This is a genomic window from Hoeflea sp. EC-HK425 (assembly GCF_902498795.1).
GTDB classification, from domain to species: domain Bacteria; phylum Pseudomonadota; class Alphaproteobacteria; order Rhizobiales; family Rhizobiaceae; genus Hoeflea; species Hoeflea alexandrii.
On the sequence record NZ_LR701549.1, the window covers coordinates 1 to 17,825 of the forward strand.

The following is a 17,825-nucleotide window of genomic DNA, read 5'->3' on the forward strand; positions in this document are numbered from 1 at the left end:
GCTTGCGCACCATGACTTCGGTGGTGCCGAACCGGGCGGCGATATCCTCGACGGACTTTCCGGCGTCGGCCATGACGCGGAACGCTTCATATTCATCGACCGGGTGCATGGCTTCGCGCTGCATGTTTTCGATGAGACTGATTTCGGTCGCCTCTTCCGCGCTGCGCTCCTTGCATTCGACCGGGAAATCCTTGGAAATCTCACCCGCTTCGGCCAGAAGGTTGAGGGCGGCAAGGCGTCGGCCGCCGGCGATGACATAGAAGCGCCCGCGCTTGTCACCTTTGCGGACGATGAGGTTTTGTAGGATGCGGTAGCCGTCGCTGCGAATGGTCGCGGCCATCTCCTGAATGCCGTCGGTGGCATAGGTCTTGCGCACGTTCAAGGGGTCGAGGTCGAGCTTGTTCAGGGCCACGATGATGGTTTCGGTTTCTGCATGTGTATCGGTCATTGTCGGTCTCCGTGGTTTCCCGTTTTCCGAAGGGGAAGCCCCCTTGGGCGAAGCCTCCCCGGTCTGTCCGGGGGAATGGCCTCTGACATTCCCCCGGACAGAGGGGGGAGGGCGCAGCCCGCCCCACGGCGGCGGTTGTTCGGGTCAAGGGGTCGTGACGGGGAAAAAACGGAAGGTTCGGCGCGCAGCGGTGAAAGCCGTTTTTTTACCGGTGCGACAAGCGGCTCTGCCGCGCCTGCCCCTTGATTCGAACGGCCGGCGCTGTCATGGGGCGGAAACAGGAACGCGGCCCGGAACGGGCCTCCCCCGCGGGCGCGCAGCGCCCGTTGGACAAGCGATCGTTACCGGGATCGGCAGAGACGGCCGCAGGCTGGCTCGGTGCTTCGCATAGTGCGCGGCCGACCGGAACGGGCGGTGGCCCCTCCCATCCACAATGCTCGGTACGAGACGGACTGACTCCAAATCGGAACGAGAACAAATAAGGAACATATACTCATTCCGAGCAGTTATTCCTATGCACGTCACTGTGCATCGGTGGACTTTGCTCCCCCATATTTCCGGCGGAGCCGACTATGCGAAAACTTCACGATATCGAGCGGCTCATCTTGATTTCGTTGGGTTTTCGTCTTGATGGAGCAACAGGCGGGAGCGCGGTCGCCCGGTCGGTGTTGTGCCGTTTGCGAGAACCGGCCGCAAAGCCGTCATGGCCTGTCCGAAGGACACCAAAGCCGCCGGCGTCAAGAACGTAGTGTCGAGCCACAAGGTCAAGCAGATTTGTCCCGACCGAAGTGTCGTGCCGCAAAAGCTGGACCTCTCGCAACTGTATCACGACGAGATCGAGGCAATGGCAAGCTACATGAACGCGGCTTCTACGGTCAGACGCTTTCCAAGGTGCGAATTGAGTGGCTTTGTGGGCGGGCTGGCGTAGCGCAGAGACGCCGCGCCGGGGGAGGGGGCGCGTAGCGCGCGGGACGCGCCGCCGCGATGTGAAACGAGCAGGCGCTGTCTTCTGACGATGAAGAGCATCGGAGAAATCAGCATCGCGCCGCCCGTGGGCGGGATTTCGGGAATTCTCGTCGCGCGAGAGCGGACGGAGCACAGCCGCAGGAGGCTCAGCATAGCGGCCCGCAGGGCGAGCCGGGACCGACTGCGCCCGCTCGCAGCGATCCGCTTTTTCTTGGGCGGGCAGGGGTGTTCGAGGGGTGGGGCTTCGGGGCACCCCTCGCCCTGTCCCGCGCCGCTCGATGCGGCAGGGGACAGGCAAACGGCGGAGACGGTAGAAGTCTGTCTCCGTGCTTCGCATAGAGCGCACCCAACTGGAACGGGTAGTGGCCCACCAAGACACCGAAGAAATTCACCATCATGGAAAACCGCCCGTTTCCCACGAGGCTCCGGAAAACCCTACGGCGCTATTGGGGAGCGCGGGTTTCCTCCGCCTGCTCCGCTCGCCTGCGGCTCGCTGCGGCCGCGGCCGCGCCGTCCTCACGGCGCTGCGGCTGGAAAACGGGCATCATCACCGGGAAACAGGCAGAAAGAAAAGCGCGCGGACAAGCTGCTCTTTGATTTCCGGTAGTGGAAAACAATCACCACCAGCCAAGCTTACGGCCCGCCAAAAAACCCGCCGCTGCCACAAGAAAGGTCAATAGAACGGCGGAGACAGCGAAATAGCCCTCAGCACCAACGCTGATGCCGACGACTTCGAGATTGAGCTTGTTGAGGGGCTGCATCGTGTTGGTGCTTTCACCAAAAGAAAACGTGAAAGAACCGGGCTGCTTGCTGCGCAAAATATCACACCACAGAGGTTCGCCAAGGGGGTGCGCGCGCTCGGCGCCGCAAATCGGTCTAGACCAGATAGCGTAAGCCTTCGAATCAAAAGATTATATTTTTAAGATTCGGCCCATCCGTTTAAACTCATGTAGCTGCGCGGTCCGCCGAGAGGAGCAATCGACTCCGGCTACCCCTGTACCAGAATCCGGAAACGCCCCCATCTACCCAGGCATGGCTAATTTCCGAGGCTTGGGCGGGGAGGGGCTTTGGGGCTCCTCTCGAACCGATGCGCGCCCGCTCGATGCGGGCGCCAACGGTCAAAAGCGGTCCTGCCCCTCCGAGATGAGGGCGAGGCAGGGGGAAAACTACAGGATAAATCCAAGCTTCTCGGCAATGGATGGCTCATAGTCATGACCCGCCTCCGCCAGAAGCGCAATCATGTCGGCGCGCTCAAGGCCGCGGACCTCGTAGCCCTGCCGGCGTGCCGCCTCGATGATCCCTTCCAAGGTCGGGAATTCCTCCAAGAGCGTGCCGAGCCAGATTTCAGGCGTGCCGAAATCATCGTCGGCCTCGAAGCCCTGAAGGAAGAAGGTGCGCAGCGGTGGGTCGAAGCCGATGACAGCCTCGTCGTCCGTTCTCTCACCTTTCAGGAGAGTGATCGTATAGCGGCTCATTCGTAGCCCCCGCTTTGCAAATTCCACTCCGTCTTCCACCTCGGATCGTCAAAAGCAGGAACGTCGGCGCTGCCACTCTGGAATTCCTCGATGGCGGTTTCGTGATCCGCCGCATCGACGTCCACGGTGATCCGGCGCTCGGCGCGGAATGTCTGGATGATGGTAAGTGTTTGCTTGCTCATGGGTGTTTTCTCTCTCTGCTCTGACCAATGCCTAGAAGGCGAAGGCGGCTTGACCGCTTGCCTGCACATATGAGGCGCTATCGCCCGCCGCATAACGCTCGCGCCCCAGCTCGGACCATTGGAGGAAACCAGCGCGGTCATGGCGAAACCAGCCGTCCTCGATGCCGATAATCATGCCCCATGCCTCCGCCTCGGCCGACAGGCGGCCGGTATTGATCGGCCAGTGCTCCGCACCCTTTTCCTGACGGCAAAGGCTCGGGGCCGAAAAGGCGCGGATGGTGGCGCTGCGCTCGCCGGGTTCGTTCGAACCGAGTGCGTCCATGACCTTCCGGGCGTTGGCAATCGAGATGTAGCCAGACGCCTTTTTGTCCTCGTGGTGAGAATAGCGGCATCCGAAGGCAACGGCGTGCATGATGCAATCCGGCTCGGTGAACTCTCGCGTTTCCAGCAGTTTGCGCCACTTCCCCGCCATGACCAGATCGACGGCGTGCCACCAGCGGGCGGTCGGCGCGGTGGAATATCCATGACGGTTCGGCGCGCCGTTGCGGGCGATCTCGAAACCCAGCAGTGCCTCGACGTGCCGAACGTAGGGATGATCGGCCAAGAGGGGATGGCGAAGGCCGAGGGTACGCGGCTGGTCGCCTTCGGGGCGGCAAACCTCGACGGGAAAGCGGAACATGCGCGACGGCAGGTTCCACGGCGCAGGCAGGTCGAAACCGTGCGGCACGGACAGGGAATTGTTGATGTCGAGACAGGCGAGATTGGCCGCAAAGCCCTTCTCCACCAGCGCAACGCCCAGCGTGTCGATGTTCGGGGCATCCATGATCATATCCTTGAAATCGTCGTCGAAGGTTTCCCGGTGCGCCGAAGGGGAACGATCCCCCTCGGTCATCAGGTGTTTCGGTCGCGCCATCAGTCCCACGGAATGACGGCCATCAGGTCTTCGTCGTCCTGACCGGGGAAGCGGCCAAGATTGGCATTGAGCCGCCCATGGCCGGTGTTGACGGAAAGGCTGAGATAGTCGCCACCGCTCTGGTTCTTCTTCTGCCAGATGCCGCCGACTTCGATGCGCCGACCACGCGGGGACTTTGCAAAAAGGCGGTAGACCGGCGCTTTCGCGTTGGTGCTGGTGAAGGGTTCGCCGGTGATATCGAGGTCGTAAGAGATCGAGGCGATGTTGCCGCTGATCGTGTTGTCTTCGTTGATACGGATGAAGTTTGCGAGTTCGGTCATGGTCTGTCTCCTGAGCTTGCGTTTCCCGAAGGGAAGCCCCTTTCGGGCGAAGCCTCCCCGCTCCGTCCGGGGGAATGGCCTCTGACATTCCCCCGGACGGAGCGGGGAGGGCGAAAGCCCGCCCTGCGGCGAGGGCCGGGCGGGTCAAGGGGTCGTGACGGGGAAAAAACGGAAGGTTCGGCCGCAGGCGGAAAGCCGTTTTTTTGCCGGCGCGACAAGCGGCTCTGCCGCGCCTGCCCCTTGATCCGAACGGCCGGCGCTGTCATGGGGCGGAAACAGGAACGCGGCCCGGAACGGGCCTCAGTGCCGGGGGCATAGCCACCGACTTGGACAAGCGATCGTTACCGGGATCGGCGGAGACGGCCACAGGCTGGCTCCGTGCTTCGCATAGAGCGCGGCCGACCGGAACGGGCGGTGGCCCAACTAGCATTTCTGCGAGTTGCCGGCGTCAATCCTGCAGCTAGGTTCCGATCCGACAGAGATTCATCGCTGAAGGAGAAATGCAATGGAGACGGCGCCAACCCTCATCTTCTATACCGTGGCCGGCAAATCGCGCCCTGGCGAACATTGCTGGGACGACCCTTCCGTGGCGCCCTATTTCTACGAGGACAGGGACATGGCGAAACAGGCGTTGCTGGACTTGCGTGCTCATCTGCAGGCTGGTCGCGATCCCGACGATAGCCTGATCTGCCTGGAAAGGATCGAAACCGTTCCGATGACGACCGCTGCGATCATGGCTTTGCTGAACGATGGATTTTCCGCCATCGTCAAGGACCACGCGGTCATCGAGACGATATCCTCCGGCTCTCGACCGTGACGAGGGCAGGTGCTGATTGCTTGCAGATTGACTGTGGAATGCCTATTTTACGAGAAATTACGGCGAAATCGCTGGTTCAAACGCATGGGCGACGGTCAAAACCGGTTGACGAGCGAGACCCATGGCACTATGTTTAGAGCTAACAACTAACCCAGCATCCTGAGAGACATGGGCTCCGGGCGGTTGGGGGAAAAAGCCGGCGCAAGCCGGTTTTTTTATGTCTTGGGGGCAGGAGTGCCGGCGTTAAGAACACGCGTCTATATCGACGGCTACAATCTTTATTACGGCTGCCTGCGCAAGACCGCGTTCAAATGGCTTGACGTCCTGGCCCTGTTCGAGACGCAAATTCTGCCGACAATCCTCTATCGCACGACGCCGGAAGCCGATCCGGCAACGATGGCCCTGCATCCGGACTGCGCGATCAAGTATTTCACCGCCAAGATCATCGAGAGTGCTTCCAAGGGCGAGGATTCGGTCTCGTCGCAGGCCCACTACCACAATGCGCTGACGTCGCATTGCGGCGGCCGGCTATCTTTCGTGATGGGTCACTATTCCCTCTACAAGGCCAACCAGCATATTGTTCCAGCCGACGACCCGAAACGGTGGCCGCGCGATTGCGACAAGATCCAGGTCTGGAAGCTGGAGGAGAAGCAGTCGGATGTGAATCTGGCGCTCCAGCTTTATGATGACGCCCTGAGCGGAGAGATCGACCAGGTGGTGCTCGTCACCAACGATACGGACCTTGCGCCGGCCCTGGAAATGCTGGAGGCGCGTTGCCCGAATATTGTCCGTGGCCTGGTTATACCGACTCGCAAGGTTGGCGCTGGTGGCGACCTCGAGCGGGAAGCCAACGTGTCGCTGGCAAAGCTGGCCCATTGGGTCCGGCGGCATATCACGGAGGACGAACTGCGCGCGTCGCAACTGCCGGATGTCGTCCCTGGCCGACGCCGTGCGAGCATAAAGCCGCATTCATGGTATGCGAAGCCGCACCATCTCGCAACAATGCTGGATATGGCACGCCCGGTGCTGCGCACCGATGGCGAAATTCTGAAATGGGCGCGCCAAGCAAACGCCCATCTCGGCGGTCGGCGGCCGATCGACCTGATTGAGACGGATGCTGGCGCGGTGGAAGTCTTCGACTACATCGACGCCTATATTCGCGGCCAGCTCGACAAGGTGGGCGATCGGGACGGTTTGTCCTCGAAATCCTAATAGCTATGGGCGGGAAGGGAGTTCGAGGGGCGGGGCTTTGGGGCGCCCTTCGTCCTGCCCCGCGCCGCTCGATGCGGCGAGGGGCAGGCACACGGCCACCGGATCTGACCGAACTCGCGGTTTCGCAAATGCAAAGGGACGCCCGACCTTACGGCCAGGCGTCCCTTCAGCAACAATAGATGCGATGCTTACGCCTTCAGCGCGGCCATCCTTTCTCCGAGCAGCCACAGGGCCTTGTTGAGCTTGATATCCTGATCGATGCCGTTGACGGCACGGGAGGTTGCACGGCGCGGCCTGCCGAGATCGTCGCGGCCGACGCCGCGCAAACCACCCTTGATCGCGTTTTCCTGCACCACGTTCCACGTCGTCCACAGATCGTTGGCGCGGTCGTCGTGACGGCGCGGGACAAGCAACTGCTCCGGCTTGATCGGCGTGGTCGTCTCGCCTTCATTGTCTCCGAAGCGGAGAACATGGGCGGCATCTGCCAGAATTCTCGCCTCCTCTGGGGTCATGCGCATGGTCGACCAATCCTGCGGAGCGGCAAGGGTGCGTTCGGCCTCGCCGAGAACGCGATAGGTTCCCTCGATGACCTTGAGCTGCACGTCCCCGGAATGGCGGACCTTGATGGCGTCTATGGTGCCGGTCTGCGTCACGAGGGAATTGAGGCACCGCACCCGGAAAAGCCCGGCCATCAGTTCGTAGGCGCTGGTTCCGTCATTGGCGTTTTTCAGGAGGATTTCGCAGACGGTATCGCCGACATTATAGACCTTGCCGTCATCGACACGGCGCATTCGAATAAGGTGCTTGGTGAAATCGGCCTTGCCTTCGGTGCGGCTGCGGGACTGCTTGGCGCCGACCGGCATGAATCCCTCGTTCATGAGGCCGCGCAACACCTCGATGGTCGGGATGGGTTTGAAACGCTCGGACCGGCTCTCATGGGCGGTCACGGCAAAGATCGACGGCGCGATGCGGCGCATTTCGGTTTCGGTCAAGGCGCGGCCGGTGTCGAAACGGGCGGTCTCGGTGTAGATGCTCATTGTCTGTCTCCTGTTTTTCCCCGTTTCCCGAAGGGGAAGCCCCCTTGGGCGAAGCCTCCCCGGTCTTTCCGGGGGAATGGCCTCTGACATTCCCCCGGACGGAGCGGGGAGGGCGAAAGCCCGCCCTGCGGCGACGGCCGGTCGGGTCAAGGGGTCGTGACGGGGAAAAAACGGAAGGTTCGGCCGCAGGCGGAAAGCCGTTTTTTTGCCGGCGCGACAAGCGGCTGTGCCGCGCCTGCCCCTTGATCCGAACGGCCAGCGCTGTCATGGGGCGGAAACAGAAATGCGGCCCGGCGACGGGCCTCAGTGCCGGGGGCATAGCCACCGACTGGACAAGCGATCGTCACCGGGATCGGCGGAGACGGCTAAAGGCTGGCTCCGTGCTTCGCATAGAGCGCGGCCGACCGGAACGGGCGGTGGCCAATGGCCTTTTGTCAGGATGGTTTCTTCGAGAGGAGATTAAAGAGCTGCGCGATGACGTCGGTGGTGTAAACCAGCTCCCCGTCGCGCTCGTAGCTGGAATTCGAGATCCGGGACTCGACATAGACGAGATCGCCCGGCCCGACATTTTCTTCGATCCACTCGGCCTGCTTCCTGTCGAGGATCGTCACCTGCGCCCAATCGGTGGCGGTTTTTCGATCGCCGTCGGCCTGCCAGTCGCGATTGGTGGCGATGTTCACCTTTAGCACATTCTTGAGCTTTATAATGTTTCCGACGTGGCCGAGCAGGGTGTGACGGTTGACAGTCCGCATGGATTTAAACCTTCCTTAACCGCTGAAATCCGGTTATTTGTGCAACTCGAACCAATGCCGCTCGGTTTGGCCAGAGGTGTCATTCTTGATGTCGAAGAAATAAGGCTCTGACCTGAGCGGTCGAGACATGGAGACCGTTTGTATGCAGCTCCGCTGCCGATCAGAGTTATAGAGACCGTGCGTATTGCCCTGGCAAACGTTGACTGTCTTGACGCACAGATCGCCTTCCCTGGCGAAGCCGTTGCGGTCCCTGCTGCTCCCGACCTGATAGCCCTCCGGGCACTCCGCATATCTCTGATAGCCCGGCTCTCCCGTTCCTCCTTCCGGGCAGGTGGGCCAGTCGAAGCCCGGTTTCTTCATCGCGGACATCAGCCGGTTCATCGGCGGATGGCAAGCCGGTACACCCCTCCAGGACGGGTTGGAAGACGAAGCACACAACAGAACCTCGCAGCCCCATTCGCTCGCTGTAGCGGGCGTGGGCAGCATGGCGACCGCCAGGAGGATCCCGGCGATAACGTTGGCAGGCGAGGCTTTGGCTGACATAGGCAACTCTCTCATCAAAAACACGAACGAGTAAACTATAGTTTATCCTATGGCACCGAGCAAACGCAAGAAGGCCGATACAGACCTTGGGACGATGATCCTGCGAAACATGGCGATCGTCATGGAGCGTGAGCGGGAGAAGCGCGGCCTGACGAAAAAGGAGCTGGTGAAGCTTTGCGAGATCACCACGCCTTATTATTTTAGGATTCTCGACGCCACGGCGAATCCGTCCCTTCAGGTCATCACGCGGATCAGCACCAATCTGAAGGTGCCTATGCAAGACCTGATGCTTGGTATGAAATCGGACGACAGTTGAGTCTTGTGGCTACGTCCAATTCGGAAGTCGCGACGATTTCGTTGCGCATAACGTAAATTATATTTTATCGTCACCCCTGCATGTTCACGGCCGAACCTGACGTTCGAGCCAATTGAGGGATGGCGAATCTTGAAGTATCGACTGATCTCGGTGCTGGTGCTGATGGCACCTACCGCATGGGCTGCGGACAATCCGATGTGGCGTAGCGGCTTCACCTGGTCCTGCACTTATTCCTCGGTCATCCGATGCGAACGGGCAACCGATTGCGAGTCGAGCGGGGAGGGCGGCAAGATCGAAATGGCATATCGCGAGAATCTACTGATTGACGCCGAGGGAAAGCCCCATCCGATCAAGCGCCACTACGTCCAGACTGTCGCCGGCAGTCCGATCGGCAGTGAGGTGAAAATCGAACTCGATACAAACGAGGTGATCTGGCTTTCCCCTGCCGACCCGGCGGGGACATTTTCCGACAACTGGATTGGTGCGATGCTTTCACCCAAAGCCGGCGTGATTGTGCAGGAGCTTCGACCCTTGATTTGTTCACCTGTCAAATAACTTGTAGCAGCGCAACAGCCCGCAGCTCTACAGGACGAGGGATGACGCCAGGGCCGACGTGTTCGATTACATCGAGCGCTTCTACAATCCTCCGCGACGGCACTCGACATTGGGCTATATGAGCCCCGTCGAGTTCGAGGAGAAAGGTATGTTAGCTTAACCTGGTGTCCGAAAAACCGGCAGCAGGCTATGAGTTGCGATCGCGAGGTGAATTTTCGCTTGAACGATCTCAGGCGTGATTCTCTTCTGCAATTCGTAGGTGACCGGACTTGCACCGAAGGTGAGTGCCAGATCGCCGGAGGCCACTAGGAACGTGTCGATCCCGTCCACCGCCATGATTTCCAGAAGATTGTAAACGCATGGATCGTCTCGATCAGCAGGCTGATGTCATCGTCGATCGGATCGGAGAAGCAGGGAAGACTTGCCAGAGCGAGCTACCCGTCGCGTAAATTCATATTGTCAGAAATTTCTCCCTAATTCTTGACTTTGTCAGATTTCACCCCTACCTTTCCGAACATAAGGGGGCAACGATGACTGACGGTCCGTTTAGAAATGCACCATTGTCGAGCAGCTGGAAGAGGTACGGGCAAGATCTCGTCAGCGATGCCGTTTCCAACGATGACCGTGTGAAGCGGGCATGCCACAGCATGCTGCTGGGCGTCGATATGAGCGCCTTCCACGGCCTATTTTCGGAGCTCACCGAAAAGGCTTCGCGGGATCAGCTCGATCTCGATTGTTTAGCGGCGACCGAAGCAATCTTCGATAATCACAAAAGCTCGTGTCTCGCCGAGCCTCTGATGGCCAACATGCTTTGTAACCTTCGTGAGGGCCAAACGGAGCGCGATGCCTTGAGCGCGGCGCTCGCGAGCACTGTGATCGATTGGATCGATTCGACTAAGAACCGCATGGATGAGGAATGCATTCGAGCGAAGGCGGTCGGTGATATGAGCCACTCCGACTACAACAAAGGCATGAAGCGAAATGGCGAGACTTTCGCGTCGATAGACGCCGAGCAGCTTTGCAACGCGCTCGCTCAGTCGAACAAAAACGCGTTCAAGCCGATAGCACGAAGCAATGTGGACGAGGGCCCTGACGATGCGCCGTGACGACGATGAGCCGATGACCCGTGACAAACATCTTGTCGTCGTCGAGAAAGGCCAAGGCGCAGGAACCGGCGGCGAAATCGCAATTATCGATGAGCATATTCGGTTTAAGCCTGAAGTTTTGGACAGCTTCAACGTCAAGGGCTTTTCGTCGAAGCACTACGACCTGATGGTCCTCTGCGCTGCCATCGAGCTCGCAGACCGCCGATGGAAAAGACCCGCCGGTTGGCACCGCGATCTTCATGTCACCATTCCGGCTATTGACGTGGAGACGTGGCTCCGGCCAGCTGTCTCTCAGAGCCTTCGAAGTCTCATGAAACACCTGACCGGAGATAGCTGGCATTTCTCCTTCGTTCGAGCGAACAACCCGACGCCGATTGGGTCAAGGCAGTTGCCTTTGATTTTCGACCACAAAAAAAAGTTCGCGGTCGCTTACAGCGAGGGGTTGGATTCACGTGCAGTGTCGGCCTTGAGCGGAAGTAAGGACGAAGCTCTATGCATTCGAGTGGCCGGCAAGCGTCAACGCCGTCGCGAAGGCGACAGCTTCTTCACTCAGATTCCTTTCAAGGTCACCGGGTTCAAGGCAAAAGAAAGCAGCTTCAGGTCGCGCGGCTTCCAGTTCGCCGCAATGACGGCAATTGCCGCACATCTTTCCGGAATAACCCGCATCGTCGTACCGGAAAGCGGGCAGGGGGCCTTTGGACCAGCGCTGGTACCGCTGCACAACATCTATGTAGACTATCGTAATTTCCCGAGCTTCTTTCGCAAGATGGAAAAGTTCGTCCGCGCAATCTTTGACGTAAGCCTGTGCTATGAACAGCCCCGGCTGTGGTCAACGAAGGGTCAGACGCTTTCCGCCTACCTTGCATTGCCCGGGAAGGAACAGAAGCATCTCGCCAATACCAAATCGTGCTGGCAGTCGCGCCGCGTCGTGAATGACGGCAAAAAACGCAGACAGTGCGGTTTGTGCGCTGCATGCCTACTTCGCAGACAGAGCATGTTTGCGGCGGGCGTCGTCGAACCGCCCGAGACCTACGTCGTATCAAATCTCACGACGGGTGACCTGGAAGTGGCCCTCTCGCGCATAAGAGGTAAGGCCGACCGCGACATTATGATTGAATATGGGAGCGTCGGGGCTCGACATCTGCAGCACCTTGCTGATCTCGCTACTTTGCCCGATACGGCGCTTCGAATACACGCTTCGCAGATCGGTGCAGCAACTGCGCAGAGTTATGATGATACGCTGCAGAAACTGAAAATGATGTTGATGACGCATGCACAGGAATGGCGGACTTTCTTATCCGCGCAGGGAGAACAGAGCTTTCTGAGAGGTTGGATGGAGGGAGGGCGCTATGGCCGCTTTGAATGAGCTCAGCGCCCAGGAAATTGGCAGACGGCTTCGGATCGCTCGCGAGAACGCCCGCGTTCGGCAAGACGACGCCGCACAGGTCATTGGCGTATCCAGACCCACTTTGGTATCGATTGAGCAGGGCGTCCGCCGGGTTCGGATACAGGAAATCCAGCTGCTCGCGCGCCACTACAGGGTCTCGGTGAACGGTCTGCTTCGTCGCGAGGCGGTTCATACCGATCTAGTACCGCGTTTCAGGAAGCTACGCGAGACCGAAGACGAACATACGCTTGAGGCTGTGCGCCTCCTTAACGATCTGATCAAAGCGGATGTCGAACTCGAAAATGTCCTCGGAATTCAGCGGCGGCGTAACTACCCTCCTGAACGCGGCATCAACGAAGGCGATGTTGCCGTCCTTGGCGAGGCGCATGCCGCCGAATTGCGAGAATGGCTCGGGCTGGGGCAGGGACCGATCAGCGATATCTTCTCGATTATCGAGCATGGTCTGGGCATCAGGCTTTATCAACGGCGCCTGTCATCACGATCTCGGATCGCTGGTCTGTTCACCTATGACGAGAACGTTGGTGCCTGCATACTTTTAAATGCAAATCACCCGCTTCCAAGGCGCATCCAGACGGCGGCGCATGAAACCGGCCACTTCTACGGCACCAGGCAAATGCCAGAAATTCTGGAAGTCGATGAGAGATTTTTGTCGCGCGACGAAAGATACGCGAATGCCTTCGGCAGAGCTTTTGTTGCCCCGGCGGAAAGTTTCACGCGGAGTTTTCTTGAACTGAAGGAAATCACCGGGAAAACGACGCGGCGACTTATCATTCTTCTTGCAGAGAGATACAATATTTCGCGGCAAGCGTGTGTCTTGAGGCTTGAAGAGTTGGGGCTGGTCAAAAAGGGCACCTGGGCCTGGTTCGAAAACAATGGCGGAATTACTGAAGACCACGTCCGGGACGTTTTCGGCCATTCGCCAGAACGGCAGGATTCTGGAAAGGCCGATGCGGACCGGCTGGTATCCCAACGCATGAGCCTTATGGCCCATGCGGCATGGAAGCGGGAGTTGATGTCCGAGGGCCAACTTGCTGAACTCTTGAAAGTCAGCCGGGTAGAATTTCGCGAAATCGTCGACCAGATCGAGCTTGAGGATAGAGACACGGATGACCTGCTCAAGCTCGCTGAGTGACGTCAAAGAGGCTCTTGTGCTCGATACCAGCGTGTTGATCAATCTTCACGCGTGCGGATACGGCGAGCAAATCCTTGCGGCAATTCCAAACGATATTATCGTGACGCAGATCGTGGCGGGTGAACTCGAGCACGAAACGAGCCGTCGCAACGGAGAACACAGTTTTCTGAAAACGCTGGTTGCCTCACAGGGTGTGAGCGTGACCGAGTTAACGGACAGCGAGTTCGAGATTTTTTTCGAGCTGACTTCATCTGCTCCTGAGTTGGACGATGGTGAGGCTGCCACTCTCGCTGTCGCGGCAGCGAGAGGCTGCTTGCCCATCATCGACGAGAAACGGGGACGAGGGCGCGCGACCACGCTCCTTCCGGGACGAAAGCCAGGCTGGTCGCTGGAGCTTTTCCGGCATCCCGTGACGCTCGACACGCTGGGCGACGAGGGCGCCCGCGAGGCGCTGTTTCTTGCTCTACGCGACGGGCGCATGCGTATTCCGGCGATCTCTACTGACGAGGTGATCGCCTTGATCGGTGAGGAGAGGGCTCGCGATTGCACTTGCCTCCCCGGCTACAAACTTCGCTTTGGCGCTCGCATCGAGGCTGGCATTCGCGCCGGCGTCGCCTAGACGTTTAAGGCCTCAACGACCAAGAAGACGCATCGGGCTCGTTGAAGTTTCTCGTCGCGACTACCCTGCCACGTGTCCTGTCTCACCATGGAAATACTTGTTTCCGACAGTATGGACCCAGGCAATTCGCGGTAGTATGAGAAAATAACGCTGCATCTCGGCGTGATTCTAAGTTCGATTGTAGTATGACAAATCTGGATCTTTTCAAGCAGGACTTCGTCCTCAGCATCAAGCCTGAATATGCGACCCGCATCGTGGATGGACTAAAAAAGGTCGAACTGCGGCGGCGTTTCCCGTATGGGACCGCCACCGATGCCAAGCTGTTCATCTACGCGACGGTGCCACTTCAAGCGGTGCTGGGATATGCCACGATCGAGGAAGTGAGGAGATTGCCGGTCCCCGAAATCTGGCGGCAATATCATGAGGTCGCCTATATCGATAAGCCGGCGTTCGATGAATATTACGGGGATCTCGGCGAGGGATATGTTCTTGTTCTGCGCGATCCGGTCAAACTTGACATCCCTGTGCCGCTCGACGAGCTAAAGGCAAAGCTGAAATTCACCCCGCCGCAGTCGTTCACTTACGCAGACGACGCTTTCCGCAAGATCATTTACGGCCACTAAGATGAAGTTTCTCATCGATACGAACGTCGTCATCCAGCTTGAAGATGACGGAGAAATCAAAGCGAATTTTGCCGATCTGCTGCGGAGATGCCATGAAAACGGCATCCAGGTTTTCGTTCATGAAGCTTCGATTGAGGACATCAATCGCGATACCAACGAAGCCCGAAAAAAAGCGACGCTCAGCAAGCTTAACAAATTCCCGCAGCTGAAAAAGATTGCGTCTCCGTCGGATGATGATTTGAAGGCTCGCTATGGCGAGCTTCCGAAACCCAATGACGTTGTCGACGCGAAGCTTTTGCACGCCGTATCAATTACGGCCGCGGATTTCCTGATCACCGAAGACGACGGCCTGCATCGCCGAGCGCGGAAGGCCCATCTGGCCGATCGCGTCATGACCGTTGCTGACGCCTTGGCCTGGTTGAAGCAGAGCTTCGAGCCAGACATCGTCTTTCTGCCAGCGGTAGAAGAAGTCAAAGCGCATGAGATTGATTTTACAGATCCTATTTTCGAAGGCCTGCGCAGTGATTACGGCGCGTATTTCGACAAATGGACGGCCAAGTGCATCAATGAGCACCGTGATTGCTGGATCATAAAGGACGGCGGTGTGCTCGCGGCGGTCGTCATTCGTAAAAATGAGACACGCGCCGAGGCCGAGATCACCAAACCCGGCGAGAAGATCCTTAAAATTTGTACGTTCAAAGTCTCGGAGGATCACAGGGGACAAAAGCTCGGCGAGCAATTGCTCAAGCAGATTTTCTGGCATGCGCAGCGCAACGGCTACGACGTCACCTACCTCACGGCCAAGGCAAAGCAGGTCTCGCTGATCCGTCTTCTTGAAGAATACGGTTTCGAGCAGACAGGGGTTCAGGCAGACAGCGATGGCGACGGTGTATTCGAGAAAGTCGTAGGAAAAGGTAAGGTCGGCCTTGGGGCTGGCGAAACCGCGATTGGCATGGCGCGTAAAAACTATCCACGCTTCTATGACGGTCCCAAGGCTAACAAATTCGTTATTCCGATCCGGCCAGCGTATCATGCGAAGCTATTCCCGGAAGTGGAAATGCTCCCGCAGAACGTGGCGACGACCCATGGCGCCATCCCGGGAAACACAATCCGCAAAGTCTATATCTGTCATTCTCGTAACAACACGATCGGCGCTGGCGACGTGATATTCTTCTATCAAACGAAGAAGCCTGGATCCCCCCGCTCTCAATCGATGACCTCGATCGGTATCGTGGAAAATGTACGTCACACTCAGGACGTCGATGAGGTGAGACGTTGGACCGCAAAGCGATCCGTGTTTTCAGATGCGCAATTGACATCCTGGGTAAGCGGCTCTTCGCCGCTTAAGGTGATTGATTTCCTGCTGATCGGCCACATCGTACCGCCGCTTCCGCTGGGTGTTCTGACGTCGAATAACGTCCTCAGCAGCTGGCCACAATCGATCACACGGATTTCTGAACAAGACTATCGCCGACTGAAGCCGATGCTCAATCTTGGCTTTGTCTTTTAAGGCAAGGAGCCGGCAGCTCAGGCAGCTGGCGAATGCTCGTGTGCGAGGGTGGCCGAAGCGGACCTCCGTCGATTGCTGAGCGTAAACTCGAAGACGGACAGGACGTCGCTAGACTGAATGTCACCGTAGAACATTTTCAGCGCGTCGACGAGGTCCGCCTTGGAAGCAAAACCATCCTTGTGCGCGTCTGTCTCATTCAGTTCGGCAAGGGTCTTGTAGCAAACGGCGCCGATCTGGAGCGCACCGATGCAGGTTGGCGCCGCTTTTTCGCGATGATCGCCGACCACGAATAGCGGCAACTCCTGTGCTGAAGGGTATTCGACAGCGCCTTTTGAAAAGCGAATCGTCGACGACTTTTTTGATGAAAAGATCAGCTCTGCCAGGTCAGCAACCATCACAAACCGATGTCGCTCGACAGCATCAAGATCCGGAAACTGGCAGCTCAGGTGCGCCTTAAGGTCCGATGGGACAAGACTTCCTTGATTGATCGGCTTCGCGCGATGGAATGCCACCTTCAATGTTGTCTCTCCTTCCGGAACCTACCGTCGTGATCCGGTATAACTCAGCCGTTGATAGTCCCCAAGCCTTGCTTGAAGCCGTCCCCAGAAAGCTGATACGGATAACTATCGTGGGGTGGGCAATGAAAACAATACTCGTATTCGGCGTCTCGGGCGTGGGCAAATCCTGGCTTTGCCGCCAAGCTGCCGCATCCTTAGGACTGCGTCACGTGAGTGGCAGCGAACTGATCCGCGCCGAGAAAGAACGCTTGACGTCGCAAATCGTTTCGGCTGACGAGCTGCGGACAGACCGCGTGGTCGACAATCAGGAACTCTTGCTCGCCGGGTTTCGCATCTATGAGGCGCAAGACAGCACATCGATCCTATTCGACGGACATAATGTCGTCGATACCAATGACGGCCTGGTAAGGATTCCTTTCGAGGTAATTTCTGGGCTGCGACCGGCTGGTATCGCGGTCGTTGTTGACACTCCAGCCGCCATTATCAGTAGGCGCAATGCCGACTCAACCCGTGGGCGACCACAACGGAACGAAGAAACGTTGTCGAACTACCAGGATCTCTGCCTTGAGCTTGCGAAAGACCATGCGACGTTGCTCTCGGTTCCGATGGAATCAATAGCCTCAGGCAATACCGATGCGTTCGTCGCCTTTCTGCGACCGTTGCTTTGAGGCGATTGGACCGAGAACGCTGATGGCGCAGACGAGTTGGGACATCGTGGTTGAAACTCTCGAAGCGGAAATGGACCAAGCTCCGACCCGGTTCTTTGCCACTTTTTCTCGTTTGGAATGGGCATTCGGGCAGGAGGGCACGACATACACGCTCAAGCCGCCTCGCGTCGGTATCAACTGGGATATCGTTGGCCAGACATTCGGCGGCCAATTTTACAAGCGGATAAAAGAGGATCTAGTTGCCCGACGACTCATCAATGATCCGCCGCAGGTGATCATCAATGAGGCAGGCTTTGGCCTCCGTTTCGAAGCAGAACCTCCAGAATGCGGCGACGCATCGGCAGTTTTCAATGCGCTTGCGCGCATTCGAAACAACTTCTTCCATGGATGGAAGCGCGGCCTAGAGGCTGATGACCGTCGACATATCGACGACGGCAACGCTGTTTTGAGAATTGCGTATGAGTTCTGTGACGGTCATCCCAAATTGGGGAGCGTTGCGCACCGTTTAATCCATGCGTGACGTCCAGCAGGCGACTTCATGAATATTAGTTAATAAAATCAATTACTTAGTCGCGTAAGTTCTATTATGGAACTGACCTGCGTTTCCGCCTCATGAAATGGGTCGCGCAATCTAAATTTGCTTGCCTTGTGGGCCTTCAGTTCGGGCGTTCTCGAGTGAACATCCAAGGCAGCTTCAGAAAACGG

At 58.0% G+C, this 17,825-nt stretch carries 23 protein-coding genes and 2 pseudogenes; 14 read left to right on the forward strand and 11 right to left on the reverse strand.

Features of this window, described 5'->3' with window-relative positions; all coding sequences use genetic code 11:
• Positions 1–448 (reverse strand): ParB/Srx family N-terminal domain-containing protein (locus tag SPHINGO391_RS00310; RefSeq protein WP_152007078.1); only part of this gene is annotated, 448 nt, incomplete at its 3' end.
• Positions 449–1,109: 661 nt separating this feature from the next.
• Between SPHINGO391_RS00310 and SPHINGO391_RS00315 the strand changes: the two are divergent.
• Positions 1,110–1,376: pseudogene (locus SPHINGO391_RS00315) on the forward strand (hypothetical protein); the annotation flags it as partial.
• Between the two features lie 655 nt (positions 1,377–2,031).
• On the opposite strand, the gene SPHINGO391_RS00320 reads toward SPHINGO391_RS00315, so the two are convergent.
• From SPHINGO391_RS00320 to SPHINGO391_RS00340, 5 genes are all read right to left on the reverse strand, one after another.
• Positions 2,032–2,232 (reverse strand): hypothetical protein, encoded by a 201-nt coding sequence (locus SPHINGO391_RS00320; RefSeq protein WP_152007080.1) that lies wholly within the window; start codon positions 2,230–2,232, stop codon positions 2,032–2,034.
• Positions 2,233–2,580: 348 nt separating this feature from the next.
• Positions 2,581–2,889: a hypothetical protein gene (locus SPHINGO391_RS00325; RefSeq protein ID WP_152007081.1), complete on the reverse strand. Its 309-nt coding sequence runs from the start codon at positions 2,887–2,889 to the stop codon at positions 2,581–2,583.
• Entirely contained in the window at positions 2,886–3,071 is a 186-nt protein-coding gene (locus SPHINGO391_RS00330) for a hypothetical protein (RefSeq protein WP_152007082.1), read from the reverse strand. Before SPHINGO391_RS00330 ends, SPHINGO391_RS00325 begins: the two co-directional genes overlap by 4 nt.
• 31 nt (positions 3,072–3,102) lie before the next feature.
• A complete protein-coding gene (locus SPHINGO391_RS00335; RefSeq protein ID WP_210385722.1) occupies positions 3,103–3,984 on the reverse strand; it encodes a hypothetical protein in 882 nt (293 codons plus the stop codon).
• Complete coding sequence (locus SPHINGO391_RS00340; protein WP_152007083.1) at positions 3,984–4,304, reverse strand: DUF736 family protein; 321 nt, start codon at positions 4,302–4,304, stop codon at positions 3,984–3,986. The genes SPHINGO391_RS00335 and SPHINGO391_RS00340 overlap by 1 nt, the downstream gene beginning before the upstream one ends.
• Before the next feature lie 505 nt (positions 4,305–4,809).
• Here SPHINGO391_RS00340 and SPHINGO391_RS00345 point away from each other — a divergent pair.
• Both SPHINGO391_RS00345 and SPHINGO391_RS00350 read left to right on the forward strand, forming a co-directional pair.
• A complete protein-coding gene (locus SPHINGO391_RS00345; RefSeq protein WP_152007084.1) occupies positions 4,810–5,121 on the forward strand; it encodes a hypothetical protein in 312 nt (103 codons plus the stop codon).
• 183 nt (positions 5,122–5,304) lie between these two features.
• Positions 5,305–6,333 (forward strand): antitoxin Xre/MbcA/ParS toxin-binding domain-containing protein, encoded by a 1,029-nt coding sequence (locus SPHINGO391_RS00350; RefSeq protein ID WP_244615056.1) that lies wholly within the window; start codon positions 5,305–5,307, stop codon positions 6,331–6,333.
• 188 nt (positions 6,334–6,521) lie between these two features.
• On the opposite strand, the gene SPHINGO391_RS00355 is transcribed toward SPHINGO391_RS00350, so the two are convergent.
• The 3 genes from SPHINGO391_RS00355 to SPHINGO391_RS00365 form a co-directional block, all read right to left on the reverse strand.
• Positions 6,522–7,370, reverse strand: coding sequence for a DUF932 domain-containing protein (locus SPHINGO391_RS00355; protein WP_152007086.1), 849 nt, complete (start codon positions 7,368–7,370; stop codon positions 6,522–6,524).
• Between the two features lie 434 nt (positions 7,371–7,804).
• Positions 7,805–8,122, reverse strand: coding sequence for a single-stranded DNA-binding protein (locus tag SPHINGO391_RS00360; RefSeq protein ID WP_152007087.1), 318 nt, complete (start codon positions 8,120–8,122; stop codon positions 7,805–7,807).
• 33 nt (positions 8,123–8,155) lie between these two features.
• Positions 8,156–8,665 carry a hypothetical protein gene (locus SPHINGO391_RS00365; RefSeq protein WP_152007088.1) on the reverse strand — a complete coding sequence of 170 codons (510 nt, stop codon included), beginning with the start codon at positions 8,663–8,665 and terminating at the stop codon, positions 8,156–8,158.
• A gap of 49 nt (positions 8,666–8,714) precedes the next feature.
• Between SPHINGO391_RS00365 and SPHINGO391_RS00370 the strand changes: the two genes are divergently transcribed.
• From SPHINGO391_RS00370 to SPHINGO391_RS00380, 3 genes and pseudogenes are all read left to right on the forward strand, one after another.
• Positions 8,715–8,981: a helix-turn-helix transcriptional regulator gene (locus SPHINGO391_RS00370; RefSeq protein ID WP_152007089.1), complete on the forward strand. Its 267-nt coding sequence runs from the start codon at positions 8,715–8,717 to the stop codon at positions 8,979–8,981.
• A 129-nt stretch (positions 8,982–9,110) separates the two neighbouring features.
• Positions 9,111–9,536 carry a hypothetical protein gene (locus SPHINGO391_RS00375; RefSeq protein WP_152007090.1) on the forward strand — a complete coding sequence of 142 codons (426 nt, stop codon included), beginning with the start codon at positions 9,111–9,113 and terminating at the stop codon, positions 9,534–9,536.
• A 7-nt stretch (positions 9,537–9,543) separates the two neighbouring features.
• Positions 9,544–9,696: pseudogene (locus tag SPHINGO391_RS00380) on the forward strand (IS3 family transposase); the annotation flags it as partial.
• On the opposite strand, the gene SPHINGO391_RS00385 reads toward SPHINGO391_RS00380, so the two are convergent.
• Entirely contained in the window at positions 9,693–9,872 is a 180-nt protein-coding gene (locus SPHINGO391_RS00385; RefSeq protein WP_210385724.1) for a hypothetical protein, read from the reverse strand. The pseudogene SPHINGO391_RS00380 and the gene SPHINGO391_RS00385 overlap by 4 nt on opposite strands.
• Positions 9,873–10,066: 194 nt before the next feature.
• Here SPHINGO391_RS00385 and SPHINGO391_RS00390 point away from each other — a divergent pair, with 194 nt between their 5' ends.
• The 6 genes from SPHINGO391_RS00390 (at position 10,067) to SPHINGO391_RS00415 (ending at position 15,934) form a co-directional block, all read left to right on the forward strand.
• Positions 10,067–10,642 (forward strand): hypothetical protein, encoded by a 576-nt coding sequence (locus SPHINGO391_RS00390; RefSeq protein ID WP_152007091.1) that lies wholly within the window; start codon positions 10,067–10,069, stop codon positions 10,640–10,642.
• On the forward strand, positions 10,632–12,008 hold the full coding sequence (locus tag SPHINGO391_RS00395) for a 7-cyano-7-deazaguanine synthase (protein ID WP_244615057.1): 1,377 nt from the start codon (positions 10,632–10,634) through the stop codon (positions 12,006–12,008). The genes SPHINGO391_RS00390 and SPHINGO391_RS00395 overlap by 11 nt, the downstream gene beginning before the upstream one ends.
• A complete protein-coding gene (locus SPHINGO391_RS00400; RefSeq protein ID WP_152007092.1) occupies positions 11,992–13,182 on the forward strand; it encodes an XRE family transcriptional regulator in 1,191 nt (396 codons plus the stop codon). Before SPHINGO391_RS00395 ends, SPHINGO391_RS00400 begins: the two co-directional genes overlap by 17 nt.
• Positions 13,157–13,801 (forward strand): PIN domain-containing protein, encoded by a 645-nt coding sequence (locus SPHINGO391_RS00405; RefSeq protein WP_152007093.1) that lies wholly within the window; start codon positions 13,157–13,159, stop codon positions 13,799–13,801. The genes SPHINGO391_RS00400 and SPHINGO391_RS00405 overlap by 26 nt, the downstream gene beginning before the upstream one ends.
• Positions 13,802–13,986: 185 nt before the next feature.
• A complete protein-coding gene (locus tag SPHINGO391_RS00410) occupies positions 13,987–14,424 on the forward strand; it encodes a hypothetical protein (RefSeq protein ID WP_152007094.1) in 438 nt (145 codons plus the stop codon).
• A gap of 1 nt (position 14,425) precedes the next feature.
• Positions 14,426–15,934: a GNAT family N-acetyltransferase gene (locus SPHINGO391_RS00415; protein ID WP_152007095.1), complete on the forward strand. Its 1,509-nt coding sequence runs from the start codon at positions 14,426–14,428 to the stop codon at positions 15,932–15,934.
• A gap of 17 nt (positions 15,935–15,951) precedes the next feature.
• On the opposite strand, the gene SPHINGO391_RS00420 is transcribed toward SPHINGO391_RS00415, so the two are convergent.
• Positions 15,952–16,446 carry an ASCH domain-containing protein gene (locus SPHINGO391_RS00420; protein WP_244615058.1) on the reverse strand — a complete coding sequence of 165 codons (495 nt, stop codon included), beginning with the start codon at positions 16,444–16,446 and terminating at the stop codon, positions 15,952–15,954.
• A 128-nt stretch (positions 16,447–16,574) separates the two neighbouring features.
• Between SPHINGO391_RS00420 and SPHINGO391_RS00425 the strand changes: the two genes are divergently transcribed.
• Positions 16,575–17,120, forward strand: a complete 546-nt coding sequence (locus SPHINGO391_RS00425) for an ATP-binding protein (RefSeq protein WP_193217134.1) — start codon at positions 16,575–16,577, stop codon at positions 17,118–17,120.
• Between the two features lie 22 nt (positions 17,121–17,142).
• Positions 17,143–17,640 (forward strand): hypothetical protein, encoded by a 498-nt coding sequence (locus SPHINGO391_RS00430; RefSeq protein WP_152007098.1) that lies wholly within the window; start codon positions 17,143–17,145, stop codon positions 17,638–17,640.
• Positions 17,641–17,825: the final 185 nt, after the last annotated feature.

Coding starts and splice junctions, on each gene's coding strand:
- SPHINGO391_RS00325 (WP_152007081.1), bottom strand. CDS start 2,889: ATGAGCCGCTATACGATCACTCTCCTGAAAGGTGAGAGAACGGACGAC.
- SPHINGO391_RS00330 (WP_152007082.1), bottom strand. CDS start 3,071: ATGAGCAAGCAAACACTTACCATCATCCAGACATTCCGCGCCGAGCGC.
- SPHINGO391_RS00335 (WP_210385722.1), bottom strand. CDS start 3,984: ATGGCGCGACCGAAACACCTGATGACCGAGGGGGATCGTTCCCCTTCG.
- SPHINGO391_RS00340 (WP_152007083.1), bottom strand. CDS start 4,304: ATGACCGAACTCGCAAACTTCATCCGTATCAACGAAGACAACACGATC.
- SPHINGO391_RS00345 (WP_152007084.1), top strand. CDS start 4,810: ATGGAGACGGCGCCAACCCTCATCTTCTATACCGTGGCCGGCAAATCG.
- SPHINGO391_RS00355 (WP_152007086.1), bottom strand. CDS start 7,370: ATGAGCATCTACACCGAGACCGCCCGTTTCGACACCGGCCGCGCCTTG.
- SPHINGO391_RS00360 (WP_152007087.1), bottom strand. CDS start 8,122: ATGCGGACTGTCAACCGTCACACCCTGCTCGGCCACGTCGGAAACATT.
- SPHINGO391_RS00365 (WP_152007088.1), bottom strand. CDS start 8,665: ATGTCAGCCAAAGCCTCGCCTGCCAACGTTATCGCCGGGATCCTCCTG.
- SPHINGO391_RS00370 (WP_152007089.1), top strand. CDS start 8,715: ATGGCACCGAGCAAACGCAAGAAGGCCGATACAGACCTTGGGACGATG.
- SPHINGO391_RS00385 (WP_210385724.1), bottom strand. CDS start 9,872: ATGGCGGTGGACGGGATCGACACGTTCCTAGTGGCCTCCGGCGATCTG.
- SPHINGO391_RS00390 (WP_152007091.1), top strand. CDS start 10,067: ATGACTGACGGTCCGTTTAGAAATGCACCATTGTCGAGCAGCTGGAAG.
- SPHINGO391_RS00395 (WP_244615057.1), top strand. CDS start 10,632: ATGCGCCGTGACGACGATGAGCCGATGACCCGTGACAAACATCTTGTC.
- SPHINGO391_RS00400 (WP_152007092.1), top strand. CDS start 11,992: ATGGCCGCTTTGAATGAGCTCAGCGCCCAGGAAATTGGCAGACGGCTT.
- SPHINGO391_RS00405 (WP_152007093.1), top strand. CDS start 13,157: ATGACCTGCTCAAGCTCGCTGAGTGACGTCAAAGAGGCTCTTGTGCTC.
- SPHINGO391_RS00410 (WP_152007094.1), top strand. CDS start 13,987: ATGACAAATCTGGATCTTTTCAAGCAGGACTTCGTCCTCAGCATCAAG.
- SPHINGO391_RS00415 (WP_152007095.1), top strand. CDS start 14,426: ATGAAGTTTCTCATCGATACGAACGTCGTCATCCAGCTTGAAGATGAC.
- SPHINGO391_RS00425 (WP_193217134.1), top strand. CDS start 16,575: ATGAAAACAATACTCGTATTCGGCGTCTCGGGCGTGGGCAAATCCTGG.
- SPHINGO391_RS00430 (WP_152007098.1), top strand. CDS start 17,143: ATGGCGCAGACGAGTTGGGACATCGTGGTTGAAACTCTCGAAGCGGAA.